This is a genomic window from Kitasatospora sp. NPDC018058 (assembly GCF_044327205.1).
Taxonomy (GTDB): domain Bacteria; phylum Actinomycetota; class Actinomycetes; order Streptomycetales; family Streptomycetaceae; genus Kitasatospora.
This window is the reverse complement of the sequence record NZ_JBIRFA010000005.1, coordinates 275,704-290,101: the sequence shown is the minus strand read 5'-3', so window position 1 is coordinate 290,101 and position 14,398 is coordinate 275,704. Positions and strand designations below refer to the sequence as shown.

The following is a 14,398-nucleotide window of genomic DNA, read 5'->3' as shown; positions in this document are numbered from 1 at the left end:
GCCCGTGGCCCTGGAGCCGGGATCCCGCACGGCTCGGGGTCGGGCCCCTGCGCCTGCCGGGTCGGCAGTGCCACCTGGTGGCGCAGGTCGACGTGCCGGGGGCGGCTGACGGTGTCGTGCCGGCCTGGAACGCGCGGGGCGACGCGGTGAGCGGTTTCGCCGCCCGCCCGGACGTCAAGCCGCGTTCGGAGGTCGACCCGGACGCCGCGCCCGACCGGGCCCGGTACGTCCTCCTCGAGCCGGCCGCCCGCGACTGCCACCGGCGGTGGGAGGCCTTCGCCGCGGAGACCGTCGCCCGTGTGCGGCCTCGGTGCGGCCTCCGACACGACGCCCGGCGGCGGGGCCGGGAACGGCCCTCGTCCCCGCCGCCGAGGCCAGGGCGTGTCTTGACGCGGCCCGGCCCGGGCCGTCATAGCCTTCGACCATGAGTGCCTGCGAAGACCTCGCTATGGCCCCCCAGGACATCGAGCCCCTCCCGCCCACCGACGGCTGTGCCGACTGCCTGGCCCAGGGCCGCCGGGACTGGGTGCACCTGCGGATCTGTCTGGACTGCGGCCACATCGGTTGCTGCGACTTCTCGCCACAGCGGCACGCCATCGCGCACTTCCACAACACCTCCCACCCGGTGATCCGCTCCTACGAGCCGGGGGAGGACTGGCGCTGGTGCTTCGTCCACGAGGTCATGGGCTGATCGCGGCGAGGCCCTTCGCAGTGGCACCGGCCCGCAACCCGGATAAAATCCGGACATAACACCCGCGCGGCCCCTCCGGCCGGCATCCGTCCGGCCGCGGCCGCCGAAGGGAGGCCGACGATGACGATGACCAAGCGAACCCCGGGCAGCACCGCCAAGCTCCGCCAGGGTACCCAGGACCTGCTGGCACGCCGGGGCATGGCGAGCACGCCCAGCAGCCTCGGACCGAAGCCGCGCGCCGCGGACATGTCCGCCTACGGTGCCGGACGCCTCTCCGGCGACGCCTTCCGCCACGGCGGGCGCGACGCGGCGACGTCGGTGATGCACGCGGCTCCACCGATGCACGCGGAGCTCAAGGGGCACCGGCACCGCGGTGCGGAGAAGCACTCCGCCCACTGACCGGCGGCGGAGCCCGTCGACCTGGCGGAGTCCACCACCTGACAGCGCCGGCAGCGCCCGGCAGTCCCGCGGGGGCGGATGCCGCAAGCGCGGCGTCCGCCCCTGACGCGCGATCAGGGGCGCGGTCCACGGCAGGCGGTGACCCGACTGTCAGTGTCGTGCGCTAGGTTCCTGTCCGCGCGTCAGGTGCGTCGGGTTCGCAAGGCGCGTCGGAAGACAACAGGACGACGGGGGTGACCATGACCGAGGTGATCGCGGAGGAGTCGGTCGAGCTCCAGCTGGAGCGGTACCGGACCGAACTCACCGGCTACTGCTACCGCATGCTCGGCTCGGTCTTCGAGGCCGAGGACGCGGTGCAGGAGACCATGGTCCGGGCCTGGCGCGGGCACAAGGGCTTCGAGGGGCGGGCCGCGTTGCGCTCCTGGCTGTACCGAATAGCCACCAACGTCTGCCTGGACGCGCTGAACGGCCGAGGCGCCCGGGCCCGTCCGATGGACCTCGCCGGGCCGGTGACGGTGGCCACCGCGAATGGCACCCAGCTGCCCGAGGTGACGTGGATCGGCCCCGCGCCGGACGGCCGGGTGCTCCCGGAGACGGGGGACCCGGCCGAGGTGGCCGCCCAGCGCGAGTCGGTGAAGCTGGCCTTCGTCGCCGCGCTGCAGCGCCTCGCGCCCCGGCAGCGGGCCGTGTTGATCCTGCGCGAGGTGCTCGGCTGGAAGGCCGCCGAGGTGGCCGAACTGCTCGGTGTCACGGTCGCCTCGGTCAACAGCGCGCTGCAGCGGGCCCGCGCGGTGCTCGCCTCGGACGCGTCGGCCGCCCGCCCGGCCCCCGCGCTGAACGAGGACCACCGCGCGCTACTGGACCGCTACGTCCGCGCCTTCGAGGCGTACGACATGGACGGCCTGGCCGCGCTGCTGCACGAGGACGCCACGCTCAACATGCCGCCGTTCGCGATGTGGCTGCGGGGGCGGGACGAGCTGCGGGCCTGGATGCTGGGTCCGGGGCACGGCTGCCGGGGCTCCCGGCTGCTCCCGGTGACGGCCAACGGCGGCCCGGCCTTCGCCCAGTACCGGCCGAGCCCGGCGGGCGGGCACGAGCCGTGGGCGCTGATCGTCCCGGAGGTGTCAGAGGGCCGGATCGCGGGCTTCACCAACTTCCTGGACACCGACGTGCTCTTCCCGCTCTTCGGCCTCCCGCCCCGGCTCGACGCCGAGTAGGTCCGCCAGTCCGGCGGCGTCCAGCGGATCGGCCGCTCCCGGCAGCAGCGCCGAGAGCCCGCTGAACGCGAGCAGTTCCCGCAGCGGGCCGCTCGCGTTCAGCAGCACCACGCCCACCCCGTGCCGGGCGGCGGCCAGTCGCAGCCGGGCGAGTGCGTCGACCACGGACAGGTCGGGGGCGGTCAGCGCGCCCAGGTCGCAGGTCAGTACGGCTTCGCGAGGTGTGATCTTCATGCTGGTTGGACTGTCGCGAGGGCGCCGACTCATCGGTCCGGAACGAATCGGCGCCGGATGCCCGGTGGCAGAGTGGGGGCGACCGAACCCGCCCTGCCCCAGGAGGAGCACCGTGACGGCTGAGCCCTTGAAGTCCCGCGAGGAATGGCTGGCCTCGCTGCCCCGGATCTACGCGGCCGCGGGCTGCCTGCTGCGCGACGGGTCCGGCCGGATCCTGATCGTGAAGGCCGGGTACCGCGAGCACTGGCAGTTCCCGGGCGGGACGATCGACCTCGGCGAGGGCCCGGTCGAGTGCGCCAAGCGGGAGTTGGAGGAGGAGACCGGCATCGTCCGGGAGGCCGGTGAGCTGCTGGCCATCTCCTGGACCCACCCCTCGGGCGAACTGGACCACCCCGCCGAGCACTTCATGTTCGACTTCGGCACCGTCCCGGACGACACCCCCGTGACCGTTCCGGCCGGCGAACTGGACACCTACCGCTGGGCCGCCGTCGAGGAGGCGCTGGACCTGCTCGGCCCGGCCCGCTCGGCTCGACTGCGGGCGGCCCTGGACGCGGCCGCCGACGGCCGGGTGCGGATCGTCACCACCCACATCTCCGGGTTCTAGGACGAAGCGCCCCTCCCCGGGCGGGGGTTCCGTCCGGGGAGGGGCGCCGGATCCTCACTGCTGCTCGGACTCCGCGTTCCGGGCGGCGATGATGGCGGCGATGGCCTCCGAGATGAAGGTCTCCGCCTCGGGCTTGTCCACCTTCAGCCCGGCGAGCACGCCCGCGCCGTTCTCCAGCTCCAGCAGCGCGAGCAGGATGTGCTCGGTGCCGACGTAGTTGTGTCCGAGCTTGAGTGCCTCGCGGAAGGTCAGCTCCACCACCTTCTTGCTCTGGGCGTCGAACGGGATCAGCGCGGGCACGTGGTCGACGGTGGTCGGCAGGACGGCGGTGACCGCCGTGCGGACGGCCTCCGGGGTGACGCCCTGGGCGGCGAGCGCCTTGAACCCGATGCCCTCGGGCTCGGCGATCAGGCCGAGCAGGATGTGCTCGGCGGTGATCTCGGGGTTGCTCGCCCGTCGGGCCTCCTCCTGCGAGGCCACGATGACCTTGCGGGCCCGGGGCGTGAACCGGGCGAAGCCCTGGCTGGGGTCGAGGTCGGTCGGGGTGCCCGGGTCCTTGGGGACGAAACGCTTCTGGGCGGCCTGCTTGCTGACGCCCATGCTGCGGCCGATGTCGGTCCAGGATGCGCCGGAGCGGCGGGCCTGGTCGACGAAGTGACCGATCAGGTGGTCGGCGAGCTCGCCGAGGTGGTCGGCGGCGATGACCGCGTCGGAGAGCTGGTCGAGCGCGTCGGTGTGGACCTTCTTGATCGCGGCGATCAGGTCGTCGAGGCGCAACGGAGCGGTGTTGGGAACAACGGGATTCTCCATGCGTCAACCGTAGGTTGTCGATCCTCGGATCGTCAACCATCGGTTGACGCTATGTGTGGATGGTGCGCCCGGGCGGCCCCGGGTCGACTCACACGGCGGGCAGCAGTCGCTCCCGGACGGCGGCGATCTGGGCGGGTGTGACCCCCGCCGCGAGCAGGTAACCCGCCGGGTCGAGCCCGTCGAGCGTGGACTCCAGGACGGCCTCGGCGCTGGTCCCGGCTTCGGTCAGCACCGCGTCGATCCGCTGGTACGGGTCCGGCAGGCCGAGCATCCCGTAGAGCGGGCGGACGTTGGGGCCGCTCAGCAGGTAGTCCTCGACGATCGCGGTCCGGTCGACCCCGGCCAGGGCGAGCAGCAGCAGGGTGGCCAGCCCGGTGCGGTCACGGCCGGCGCCGCAGTGCACCACCAGCCCGCCGGGGCGGGCGCCGGCGATCGCGGTGACCAGCGCGGCGGCGGCGTGCGGGCAGTGGTCCAGGTACGGCCGGAGGGCCAGCGGGGTGCCGTCCAGGCGGCCGTAGGTGTCCCACCAGGCGGAGCCGGCCAGTTCGTCCAGCGGGACGCGGATCAGCTCGACGCCCTCGGGGAGCGGGAGGAGCGGCTTGTACTCCTCGGTGTTGCGCAGGTCGATCACGGTGTGGACGCCGTGGTCGAGGAGGGCGTCCCAGCCCTCACGGGTGAGGCGGTCCAGGTTGTCCGCCCGGGCCATCGCCCCGCGGGCGGTCAGCCGGCCGGAGGCGGTGGGCAGTCCGCCCAGGTCGCGGACGTTCAGGCAGCCGTCCCAGGCGAGGGTGCGGTCCTCGGTGGTGGTCAGCGCGTTCGTCCGCATGGTGGGGCTCCCCGGTTCGTCGTTTCGGGGGGTCCCGTTACCCCCTCGTTATAAGGACTCCCGGGAGATCCTGATGGTTCCTGGCTGTTCGCATCCTCGGAACCGGCAGTTCAGGCAGTGCTCAGGTGGTGCTCAGGCGGCGGTCGGGGCCTCGGCCTCGGCGCTGACCAGCTTCTCGATCGGCTCGACCGCGATCTGGCCGAGCATCGAGCCGCCCACGATCGCGCCGATCAGGAACACGGTGGACAGCCAGGCCATGGTCGAGACCGGCAGGGTGAAGGCGCCGACCACCCGGGCCGCGCACTCGGTCAGCAGTGCGGTGCCCCAGATCCCGGCGAACACCCGCTCGTGGCGGCGGAAGGCCTGCGAGGCGGCCGCCCGGCCCTCGACCAGCCGCTGCCAGGCGGCGGCCCGGTCCCGCTTGCCCTTGGTCACGAAGGGCATCAGCATCGGGGTCATCACCGGGCGGCCGACCAGCGCCGAGACCAGGATCGCCAGCGCCACGGTGCCGCTCAGCCCGCCGTCCTTGGCGATCATCATCCGGGCGTCGCCGGTGACGAAGGTGAGCGCCAGGCCCGCCAGGTTGACCACCAGCATCAGCGAGGCCCACAGGTTGAGCTTGCGCTCGCTCAGCAGGCCGAGGACGGTCCGGGCCGCCGGGAAGGCGCTGCTCCAGGCCAGCGCGGCGAACTCGCTCAGACCGCAGGCCGAGTGCAGCACGTAGTAGCCGACCAGCGGAGCGGCCACGTCCAGGGCGAGCGGGCGGAGCCCGGAAACCAGCGGGTTCTTCTCCTTGGCGGGACCGGTGGCGGTGGCGGTGGCGGCGCTGGCGGTCTGGCTGCTCATGGTGGGTTCCTCCCCGGCTGGCGGCCGCGGGCCCCTGCCCGCGTCGTGCCTCCAGTCTTTCCGGCCGACCCTCCGCCGGAGCAGTGCCGTCCGTTGCCGGATCCGCATGACAGTTGTCATGGTGTGCCCCATGACACCCCATCTGACCTGCATATTTACGGAAAAGCCCGCAGCTCGCGGCCCGGGCGCGAGGTGCTCGCGCAGCGCCCTCGCGTACAGCCCGTGGGCAGTCGTCATCGCGGTTCGTCCCTGGGGGCGGTCCCTCCGGCCTCGCTCCGGCGGGGTCGGCGATCCGCACGTGGACGCACGTACGGGTACGGGAGTGGTCACGGTGGGTCGCGGCCGAGGGCCGGGCGCATCGGCGGGCCCGGCGTTCGGACACAGTTGCGGCCCGGATCGATTCGCCTACCGACGACGTAGGCGGGAGCGGCGTCCCGGGGCTCCGGGTGGGCGACAGCCGTCGGCGGGACCTCGGCCCCGGCCGGACCGGTCCTTCGACCGGCGCCGACCCGTTCGCCGGGATGGCGCATCATGTGGCGGGTGCAGAGTGCAGAACACCCCGGAGCGGGCACCGGCGGACCGACCGGTGGGCCCGGACCAGTACCCCCCGACGGCCCGCCACCGGGCCGCGCCCCCACCCCCACCGACCTGACCGAGGCGGTGCGCGCCGCCCAGGGCGGGGACGAGGAGGCGTTCCGACTGCTGTTCCGGACCGTCCAGCCGGGCCTGCTGCGCTACCTGCGGGTACTGGTCGGCGGACGGCCGGAGGACATCCAGGACGCCGAGGACATCGCCTCCGAGGCCTGGCTGCAGATCGCCCGCGACCTCCGCGGCTTCTCCGGCGACGGGGACGGCTTCCGCGGCTGGGCCGCCACCATCGCCCGCAACCGCGCGATGGACCACCTGCGGGCCAGACGCCGCCGTCCGGTCGCCGACCTGCCCTTCGAATACCTGGCCGAGCTGGCGGCCGGGGACGACACCGCGCGTGCCGCGCTGGCCACGGTCGGCACCGGCGACGCGCTGGCGCTGATCTCCCGGCTGCCGCGCGACCAGGCCGAGGCGGTGCTGCTGAGAGTGGTCATGGAGCTGGACGCCGAGAGCGCCGCCCAGGTGCTCGGCAAGCGGGCAGGCAGCGTCCGGATGGCCGCCCACCGCGGGCTGAAGAAGCTGGCCAAGCTGCTGGAACAGCACGGCGCGGCCGGGATCCCCGCCGCCCGGAAGCCCGTCGAACAGCCCTCCGAGCAGCCCTCCGGGAAACCCGCGAAGAAAACTTCTCCGCAAGGTGTGACAGAACGCCGGGCCGCGACGCTGAAGGACATGAGATGAGCACCAACCGATCCCGTCGGATCGACCGTGATACTGCCGAGCAACTGCTCGGCGGTGCCGTGGGCGGCCCGTCGGCCGGGCAGGACGCCTCGCTCACCGGACCGGACGGTCCCGGGCACGTCGCCCGGGTGCTGGCCGCAGCCGTCGCCCCGGCGACGGCAGCGGAACTGGCCGGGGAGGAGGCCGCACTGGCCGCGTTCCGGGAGGCGAGTCTCACGCCCGACCCCGTAGTGACCCCCGTCCGGAGACGATCGATGGCAACCGCAGCGCTGGCCAGGGCCTTCAGCACGAAGGCCGCTGCCGCCGTGCTCAGCGCCACCGCGCTGTGCGGGGTCGCGGTCGCCGCCGGAACCGGGAACCTGCCGTCCCTGGGCGGTGGTGAGCCCGAACCGGAGCGCACCCCGCCCGCCGCGAGCGGAGTCTTCGGCAGCCCGTCGGGCACCGGCAAGGCCACCGGTTCCCAGCCGGGCGCCACGCCGTCCGGCAGCTCCACCCGGCCGTCCACCACCAACCCCCAGTCGTCCGGATCCTCCACCGCCCCGACGCCTTCGGCGAACGGGCACGGTGGCCAGGCGGCCACTCCGACGCAGGTCGCCCTGTGCCATGTCTTCGCCGACCGGACGGCCAAGGGCGACCGCCCCGGCCAACTGGTCGCCGATCCCCAGTTCGCTCAGCTGGTCGCCGCGGCCGGCAGCGCGGACGTGGTGGTGGAGTACTGCGGGGAGGCACTCGGCAAACCGGGAGGCGACTCCCACCCGGGCGCCGGCGCGCAGTCGCACGACCCCGGCCGGGCCACCGGCAACCCCGGCACCGACCCGAACACCGGCGTCGGCAAGGGGAACGGGGACGGAAACGCCAACGGAAACGCCAACGGCGGCCCCGGGAACAAGCCCGGGAAGCCCGGTGTGACGGTTCCGCCCGAACCGGCCGTGCCCACCCCGTCCGCCGCCCGGCCGAGCAAAACCGACAGCTCCACCACCGAGAGGTAACCCCAGAACTCCGGGTGGGCGGCGAGCGACTCCCCCCGGGCTCGCCGCCCCCCGGACCGAACCATCCGCACCACCTGCACCACCGCAACACCCCCGAAAGCTCCGGGTGGGCGGCGAGCGACTCCCCCCGGGCTCGCCGCCCCCCGGACCGAACCATCGGCACCACCTGCACCACCGCAACACCACCCGAAAGCTCCGGGTGGCCGGTCGGCTCCCCCGTGCCCGCCGTCCACCCGGCCGGCCCCGGCCGGACCGGCAGGCGCTCTCCCCGGACGCGCCGCCGGACCGACCGGCCCGGAACGTGCGGCCCGCCCGCCCGCAGTCAGGGCGGGCCGCACACCCCCGTGCCCGGACCGAACTGGACCGACCGTGACCGTCACTCTGCACGACCACGAGCCGGCGGTCGGGGAACCGCTGCCCGGTTCCCCGGCCGCCTCCCCTTCCCCCGAGGCCGCCGAGACCACCGCCTTCCCGGTCTTCGTGGACACCGACACCGCCGAACTCCCCTCCGTTGCGGCCAACCCGTCCACCGAGGACATCGGGGCCACCCCGGCCCCGGTGTTCGTGGACTCCTCCGGCCGCCGCCAGCGCCGGGTCCGTCGACTGGGCCTGCTACTGGCCGTCCCCGCGGCCGGCTACCTGGCGCTGCTGGTCAGCACCGTGCTGGGCGGCCCCACCGTCAGCGCGCCGTTCCTGCCGCTGCCACAGGCCCCCGTCGCCGTCGCCCCCGCGCCCACCCCCGTCCCGTCGGCGACCGACCCGGTCCCGACCGACATCGGGACGGAACGGCCCGACTCCGTGCAGCCGGGGTCGGCCCACCCGACCACGGCCGCCCACCGCCCCACCTCCTCGGCGGCCCCCAGCCACCCCGCGGCGCCCCCCGCCCCCGGGGGCCTCCCGGCGACCCCCACGGCGCACCCCACCGCCGCCCCGCCGCCCACCACCGGCAACGGAGGCGCCACCGCATCCCCCGGCGCCACCCCGACCCCCGGCCACGGTCGCCCGACCGACTCACCCGGCAACCGCCCGACCAAGCTCTGACGCCCTGCGGGCGCGCAGGGCGAACCCCGCGCGCCCGCAAGCAAGAACCACCCACCCCCCAGCACCCACCCACCCTCCCGAGAGCCCACCCCCGAACAAACACCCCCCGCCCCTGACCCCGGAAAGCACCCACCCCGTGAGCAACGCCCGCCGCCGCAGAGCAGCCCCGCCCGCCCGGCCTCAACGCCGCCGAGGCCACCGCGGCGTCGTCCGTCAGCCGAAGGGCCCGCTCCGCACCCACTGGCTGTTGCTGACCGCCCTGCTGCTCACCCTGACCGCCACCCTCCTCTTTCAGGGCTACACCCAGCACCTCTACGACGACCGTCCCGACGGTGACGCCGCCCCGGCCGCTGCCGGTACCGTCCCGGAGGAAATCCGTACCGGCGGACCGGTCATCGACACCCCCGCCGGGACAGCGCCCCGCACCGCCGCCCCCAAGCCCGGCACCATCGCCCTCACCTTCGACGACGGCCCCGACCCGCGCTGGACCCCGCAGGTCCTCGACACCCTGAAGCGGGCCGGCGTCCACGCCACCTTCTTCGTGGTCGGCACCCAGGCCGCCGCCCACCCCGAGCTGGTCCGGCGGATGGTCGCCGAGGGCCACCAGGTGGGCGTCCACACCTTCACCCACACCGACTTGGGCGCCGCACCCTCCTGGCGCCGCTCGCTGGAACTGCGCGAGGCCCAGCTGACCCTGGCCGGGGCCGCCGACGTCACCAGCTCGCTGCTGCGTCCGCCCTACTCCTCGACCACCGAGGCCCTGGACGACCCCGGCTGGTCCGCCGTCCAGCAGGCCGGCCGAGAGGGCTACCTGACCGTCCTCACCACCCAGGACAGCGAGGACTGGCGCCGCCCGGGCGTGCCCGCGATCGTCAAGGCGGCGACCGCCGGGCCCGGCGACCAGGGCCAGGTCCTCCTGATGCACGACGCCGGCGGCGACCGTCAGCAGACCGTCGACGCGCTGGGCCCGGTACTGGCTCAGTTGAAGGCCCGCGGCTTCCGTTTCACCACCGTGAGCGAGGCCGTCGGCCTGCCCGACCCGGTCCACCCGGCCGGGGCCGGCGACCACTGGCAGGGCCTGGCCCTGATCTGGCTGCTGAACGGCGGGAACTGGGTGCTCACCGCCCTGGGGTGGCTGCTCTGGGCGGCGGGTGCGGTCAGTGTGCTGCGCGCGGTCGTCGTCCTTTACAGCGCCCGCCGGCACAAGCGGCTGCGTCGCCGCGGCTGGGGCCCGCCGGTCACCGAGCCGGTCAGTGTGATCGTCCCGGCGTACAACGAGATCGCCGGGATCGAGCCGGCCGTCCGCTCGCTGCTGGCCTCCGACCACCCGGTCGAGGTGATCGTGGTCGACGACGGCTCCACCGACGGCACCGCCGACCTGGTGGAGTCGCTGAACCTGCCGTACGTCCGGGTGATCCGGCAGGAGAACGCCGGCAAGCCGGCCGCGCTCAACACCGGAATCGCCGCCGCCCGCGCCGAGCTGCTGGTGATGGTCGACGGGGACACCGTCTTCGAGCCGGACGCCGTCCGGATGCTGGTGCAGCCCTTCGCCGATCCCGCCGTCGGCGCCGTCTCCGGCAACGCCAAGGTGGTCAACCGCGGTGGTCTCCTGGGTCGTTGGCAGCACATCGAGTACGTGGTCGGTTTCAACCTGGACCGCCGGCTGTTCGACCTCGCCGAGTGCATGCCCACCGTGCCCGGCGCGGTCGGCGCCTTCCGCCGCTCCGCGCTGCTGGCCGTCGGGGGCGTGGGTGAGGAGACCCTGGCCGAGGACACCGACCTCACCATGGCCCTGTGCCGGGACGGCTGGCGGGTCGTGTACGAGGAGCGGGCCAAGGCCTGGACGGAGGCGCCCGCCTCGCTGAGCGCCCTGTGGCGGCAGCGCTACCGCTGGTGCTACGGCACCCTGCAGGCGATGTGGAAGCACCGCGGCGCGCTCACCCAGCGCGGGCAGGCGGGCAAGCTGGGCCGCCGCGGCCTGCTCTACCTGCTGATGTTCCAGGTGCTGCTGCCGCTGCTCGCCCCGGTCGTGGACGTCTTCGCGCTCTACGGGCTGGCCTTCCTCGACCCGGTGCGGATCATCGGCCTGTGGGCGGCGTTCCTGCTGGTCCAGATGCTGATGGGGGCGTACGCGTTCCGGCTGGACAAGGAGAAGCTCGGGCCGCTCTGGAGTCTGCCGCTCCAGCAGTTCGTCTACCGGCAGCTGATGTACCTGGTGGTGATCCAGTCCGTGTTCACCGCGCTGGCGGGCTCCCGGCTGCGCTGGCAGCGGATGCAGCGCTACGGCAGCCTCCAGACCCCGCCCACCGTTGTGCCGACCGCTTCGCCCGCTCAGGGAACTGCTCCGGACCCCGTTGGCGTCGGCGGCTATCGTGCACAGGTGCACGAGGCGGCCCGGAACCCCGGGCACGGCACGTGAGGGGAGTTCCAGGTGATCGGACGGGCGCTTAACGGGCGTTACGAACTCGTCGAGATACTCGGCGTCGGCGGCATGGCCACCGTCTGGCGCGGGGTGGACCGCGTGCTGGGCCGCCAGGTGGCCGTGAAGATCCTCAACGGGGGCCTCGCCGACGACCCGCGCTTCGCCGAACGGTTCAGCCGTGAGGCGCAGCACGCGGCCATGCTGGTGCACCCGAGGATCGTCATGGTCTTCGACTCGGGTGTGGACCAGGGCACCCCGTTCATCGTCATGGAGCTGGTCCAGGGCCGCTCGCTGTCCGCGATCCTGGCCCAGCAGCCGCAGCTGCCGGTGGAGCGCGCGGTCGGCATCGCGGCGGCGGTCTGCGAGGCGCTGGCGGTCGCGCACGCGGCCGAGCTGGTGCACCGGGACATCAAGCCCGGGAACATCATGATCACCGACGACGGCGGCGTGAAGGTCGTCGACTTCGGCATCGCCCGGGCCGGCTCCTCCAACAACCTGACCCAGACCGCGAGCGTGCTCGGCACCGCCGCCTACCTCTCGCCCGAGCAGGCCACCGCCTCCGCCCTGGACGGCCGCACCGACCTGTACGCGGTCGGCTGCGTGCTGACCGAGATGCTCACGGGCGAGACCCCGTTCACCGCCGAGACGCCGGTGGCGATCGCCTTCAAGCACGTCAGTGAGCAGCCCCTGCCGCCGTCCGCACGGCGCCCGGGCCTGTCGCCCGCGCTGGACGCGGCCGTGCTGCGGCTGCTCGCCAAGAATCCGGCCGACCGCCCGGCCGATGCCACCGCAGCGCGTGTCGAACTGCTGGCCACCGTCCCGGGCCTGGCGGTCGGCGATCCGACGGCGGAGCTGCTCGCGACCGCCGCTCCCACCCAGATGCTGCCGCCGGTCGCCCCGGTGAACCCGGACCAGCAGCACACCACCCTGCTCCCGCCCCAGCCGCACCGGCCCCCGGCCGCCGCCACCTCGGTGATGGCGCCGATCCCGGCCGCGCCGCCCGCCGCCCCTCCCGCGCCCGCCCGGAACCGCCGCAACAAGCCCCTGGTCCTCGGGGCCCTCGGCATAGCCGGCCTGGCCGGGATCGCCGCCCTGGCCCTCACCGCCTTCGACGAGCCGGCCGGCAACGCGGCCGCCAAGCCCGCCGCCAAGCCCGCGGCCACCGCCCCCGCCACCACCCCGGCGGGGGCGCCCACGTCCACCCCGACCGCCGCCTCCGCCGCCCCCACCACTCCGGCCCCCACCCAGTCCGTCCCGCGTAACCAGCCCGCGGCTCTCCAGCTTCAGTCCTTCCGCCAGGCCGTCGCCCAGGCCCCGATCACCAAGGAGCGCGACAAGCAGGCGGAGCTGCTGCGGATCCTCGACGACGCCGCCGCCCGCCTCAACGAGGGCAACCCGGACGACGCCGCCCAGGAGCTCAAGGCCGCCCAGAAGACGATCAAGGACCTGGGCAAGAAGCGCGCCATCGACGCCCCCACCTACGCCAACTGGAACGCCCGCCTCGGCGCCCTGTTCGCCACCCTCCACGCGACGGCCGACAACCAGGACGACTGACGCCGCTGACGCTGCGCCAGAATGTGCCCATGCTGACGATCGGTACCCTCGCCCTCGGCGTCTCCGACATGTCCCGCGCGGTCACCTTCTGGATGGCGGCGCTCAGCTACGTGCCGCGCGGCGGCCTGATCGAGGACGACTGGACGGTCCTCGTCCCCGCCGACGGCGGCACCGGCGCTCACCTCGCCCTCGGCTACAGCGAGTCCCCCGTCCAGGAGCACCCCCGCGTCCACCTCGACCTCTACGCCGGCGACGCCGCCGACCAGGCCGCCGAGGTCCAGCGCCTGGTGGCCCTCGGCGCCGAACTGGTCGACTGGGACAGCTATCCCGAGGACCCGGACTTCGTCGTCCTCGCCGACACCGAGGGCAACCGCTTCTGCGTCATCGACACCACCCACGGCTGAGGGTGGAGTTGTCCACAGCCTGTGGACAACTCCCCTCGGGGAGTGGACAGTCGGCCCGCCGGACTTCCTGATTCTGTGGCGGCCCCTCGCGTGGTGTGCGCGTGGGGCTGCCTGTTCACCTGTTCGCGTGGGCGACGCGGCCAGCGCCCGGGGCGGGGGCTACCGGAAGGCCGGGAGGTTGCGTGCGACCCACTCGCCGAACGGCCGGGCCGGACGGCGGAGGACGTTCTCCACGTCGGGGCTGATCGTCTGCTCGGCGGGCAGCGGGACACCGAGGATGTCCAGGGTGCCGCCGATGACCTCCCGCGGCATGAACTGCGCCATGTGGGTGTGGGCCTCCTCGCGGGAGAGTTCCACGAAGGCCACCTCCTCGCCCAGGGCCTCGGAGATCGCCGCGGCCTGCCGGCGGGGGCTGATCGCTTCGGGGCCGGTCAGCTCGTAGGTGCGGCCCGCGTGACCGTCCTCGCGCAGCGCGGCGGAGGCGACCGCGGCGATGTCCGCCGGATCGACGACGGGCAGTGCCACGTCGGCGAACGGGGCGAAGACCGTGCGCTTGGTGCGGACCGATTCGGCCCAGGCGAAGGCGTTGGAGGCGAAGCCGGCCGGGCGAAGGATGGTGAAGTCCGGCCCGGACGCGCGCACGGCGGCCTCGAACTCGCGCAGGCGGGTGTGCGAGGGGGCTTCCGGGCGGGTGGCGTTGATCTGGGAGGAGACCAGGACGACCCGGCCCACCCCCGCGGCCTCGGCCGCCTCCAGCAGGGCCTTCGGGCTCTCGCCGTGGGCGTTGAGTTCGCCGCCCAGCAGGATGAAGAGGGCGTCGGCGCCGTCGAGGACGGGCCGCATGCTCGCGGCGTTGCCGACGTCGGCCCGGGCGTGCCGGACGCCGGCCGGGAGTCCGGCGGGCTGGGGCTGCCGGGAGACGGCCGTGACCTCCTCGCCCGCCTCGGCCAGCAGTGGCACCAGCGTGCGTCCGATGTTGCCGGTGGCGCCGGTGACGACGATCATTGTGTTCCCCCTGAAGTGAGTTAGTTGACT

General features: G+C 74.0%; 15 protein-coding genes. 10 read left to right on the top strand and 5 right to left on the bottom strand.

Going from position 1 to position 14,398, the window contains the following annotated elements:
- Positions 1-424: 424 nt before the first annotated feature.
- From ACH4E7_RS09760 to ACH4E7_RS09750, 3 genes are all read left to right on the top strand, one after another.
- Complete coding sequence (locus ACH4E7_RS09760; protein ID WP_396248462.1) at positions 425-691, top strand: UBP-type zinc finger domain-containing protein; 267 nt, start codon at positions 425-427, stop codon at positions 689-691.
- 126 nt (positions 692-817) lie between these two features.
- Positions 818-1,090: a hypothetical protein gene (locus tag ACH4E7_RS09755; protein ID WP_396248461.1), complete on the top strand. Its 273-nt coding sequence runs from the start codon at positions 818-820 to the stop codon at positions 1,088-1,090.
- 239 nt (positions 1,091-1,329) lie between these two features.
- The gene (locus ACH4E7_RS09750; RefSeq protein ID WP_396248521.1) at positions 1,330-2,307 is read left to right on the top strand and encodes a sigma-70 family RNA polymerase sigma factor; all 978 of its coding nucleotides are present in this window, start codon (positions 1,330-1,332) and stop codon (positions 2,305-2,307) included.
- On the opposite strand, the gene ACH4E7_RS09745 is transcribed toward ACH4E7_RS09750, so the two are convergent.
- Positions 2,215-2,541 carry an STAS domain-containing protein gene (locus tag ACH4E7_RS09745; protein WP_396248460.1) on the bottom strand — a complete coding sequence of 109 codons (327 nt, stop codon included), beginning with the start codon at positions 2,539-2,541 and terminating at the stop codon, positions 2,215-2,217. The genes ACH4E7_RS09750 and ACH4E7_RS09745 overlap by 93 nt on opposite strands.
- Positions 2,542-2,653: 112 nt before the next feature.
- On the opposite strand from ACH4E7_RS09745, the gene ACH4E7_RS09740 reads away from it, so the two are divergent.
- A complete protein-coding gene (locus ACH4E7_RS09740) occupies positions 2,654-3,145 on the top strand; it encodes an NUDIX domain-containing protein (protein ID WP_396248459.1) in 492 nt (163 codons plus the stop codon).
- Positions 3,146-3,199: 54 nt separating this feature from the next.
- Here the strand turns inward: ACH4E7_RS09740 and ACH4E7_RS09735 are convergent, their stop codons facing one another.
- The 3 genes from ACH4E7_RS09735 to ACH4E7_RS09725 form a co-directional block, all read right to left on the bottom strand.
- On the bottom strand, positions 3,200-3,955 hold the full coding sequence (locus ACH4E7_RS09735; protein WP_396248458.1) for a Clp protease N-terminal domain-containing protein: 756 nt from the start codon (positions 3,953-3,955) through the stop codon (positions 3,200-3,202).
- 88 nt (positions 3,956-4,043) lie between these two features.
- On the bottom strand, positions 4,044-4,781 hold the full coding sequence (locus tag ACH4E7_RS09730; protein ID WP_396248457.1) for a tyrosine-protein phosphatase: 738 nt from the start codon (positions 4,779-4,781) through the stop codon (positions 4,044-4,046).
- 132 nt (positions 4,782-4,913) lie between these two features.
- Positions 4,914-5,627: a VC0807 family protein gene (locus ACH4E7_RS09725; protein ID WP_396248456.1), complete on the bottom strand. Its 714-nt coding sequence runs from the start codon at positions 5,625-5,627 to the stop codon at positions 4,914-4,916.
- A 531-nt stretch (positions 5,628-6,158) separates the two neighbouring features.
- Here ACH4E7_RS09725 and ACH4E7_RS09720 point away from each other — a divergent pair.
- The 6 genes from ACH4E7_RS09720 to ACH4E7_RS09695 all read left to right on the top strand — a co-directional run bounded on the left by ACH4E7_RS09720 (position 6,159) and on the right by ACH4E7_RS09695 (position 13,363).
- Entirely contained in the window at positions 6,159-6,953 is a 795-nt protein-coding gene (locus ACH4E7_RS09720) for an RNA polymerase sigma factor (protein ID WP_396248455.1), read from the top strand.
- Positions 6,950-7,942 (top strand): hypothetical protein, encoded by a 993-nt coding sequence (locus ACH4E7_RS09715; protein ID WP_396248454.1) that lies wholly within the window; start codon positions 6,950-6,952, stop codon positions 7,940-7,942. Before ACH4E7_RS09720 ends, ACH4E7_RS09715 begins: the two co-directional genes overlap by 4 nt.
- Positions 7,943-8,311: 369 nt before the next feature.
- Entirely contained in the window at positions 8,312-8,983 is a 672-nt protein-coding gene (locus ACH4E7_RS09710) for a hypothetical protein (protein WP_396248453.1), read from the top strand.
- Between the two features lie 136 nt (positions 8,984-9,119).
- On the top strand, positions 9,120-11,402 hold the full coding sequence (locus ACH4E7_RS09705) for a bifunctional polysaccharide deacetylase/glycosyltransferase family 2 protein (RefSeq protein ID WP_396248452.1): 2,283 nt from the start codon (positions 9,120-9,122) through the stop codon (positions 11,400-11,402).
- A gap of 12 nt (positions 11,403-11,414) precedes the next feature.
- Entirely contained in the window at positions 11,415-12,959 is a 1,545-nt protein-coding gene (locus ACH4E7_RS09700) for a protein kinase (RefSeq protein ID WP_396248451.1), read from the top strand.
- A gap of 29 nt (positions 12,960-12,988) precedes the next feature.
- Positions 12,989-13,363, top strand: a complete 375-nt coding sequence (locus ACH4E7_RS09695) for a VOC family protein (RefSeq protein WP_396248450.1) — start codon at positions 12,989-12,991, stop codon at positions 13,361-13,363.
- A gap of 159 nt (positions 13,364-13,522) precedes the next feature.
- Here ACH4E7_RS09695 and ACH4E7_RS09690 read toward each other — a convergent pair whose 3' ends face one another.
- Positions 13,523-14,368 (bottom strand): SDR family oxidoreductase, encoded by an 846-nt coding sequence (locus ACH4E7_RS09690; RefSeq protein WP_396248449.1) that lies wholly within the window; start codon positions 14,366-14,368, stop codon positions 13,523-13,525.
- Positions 14,369-14,398: the final 30 nt, after the last annotated feature.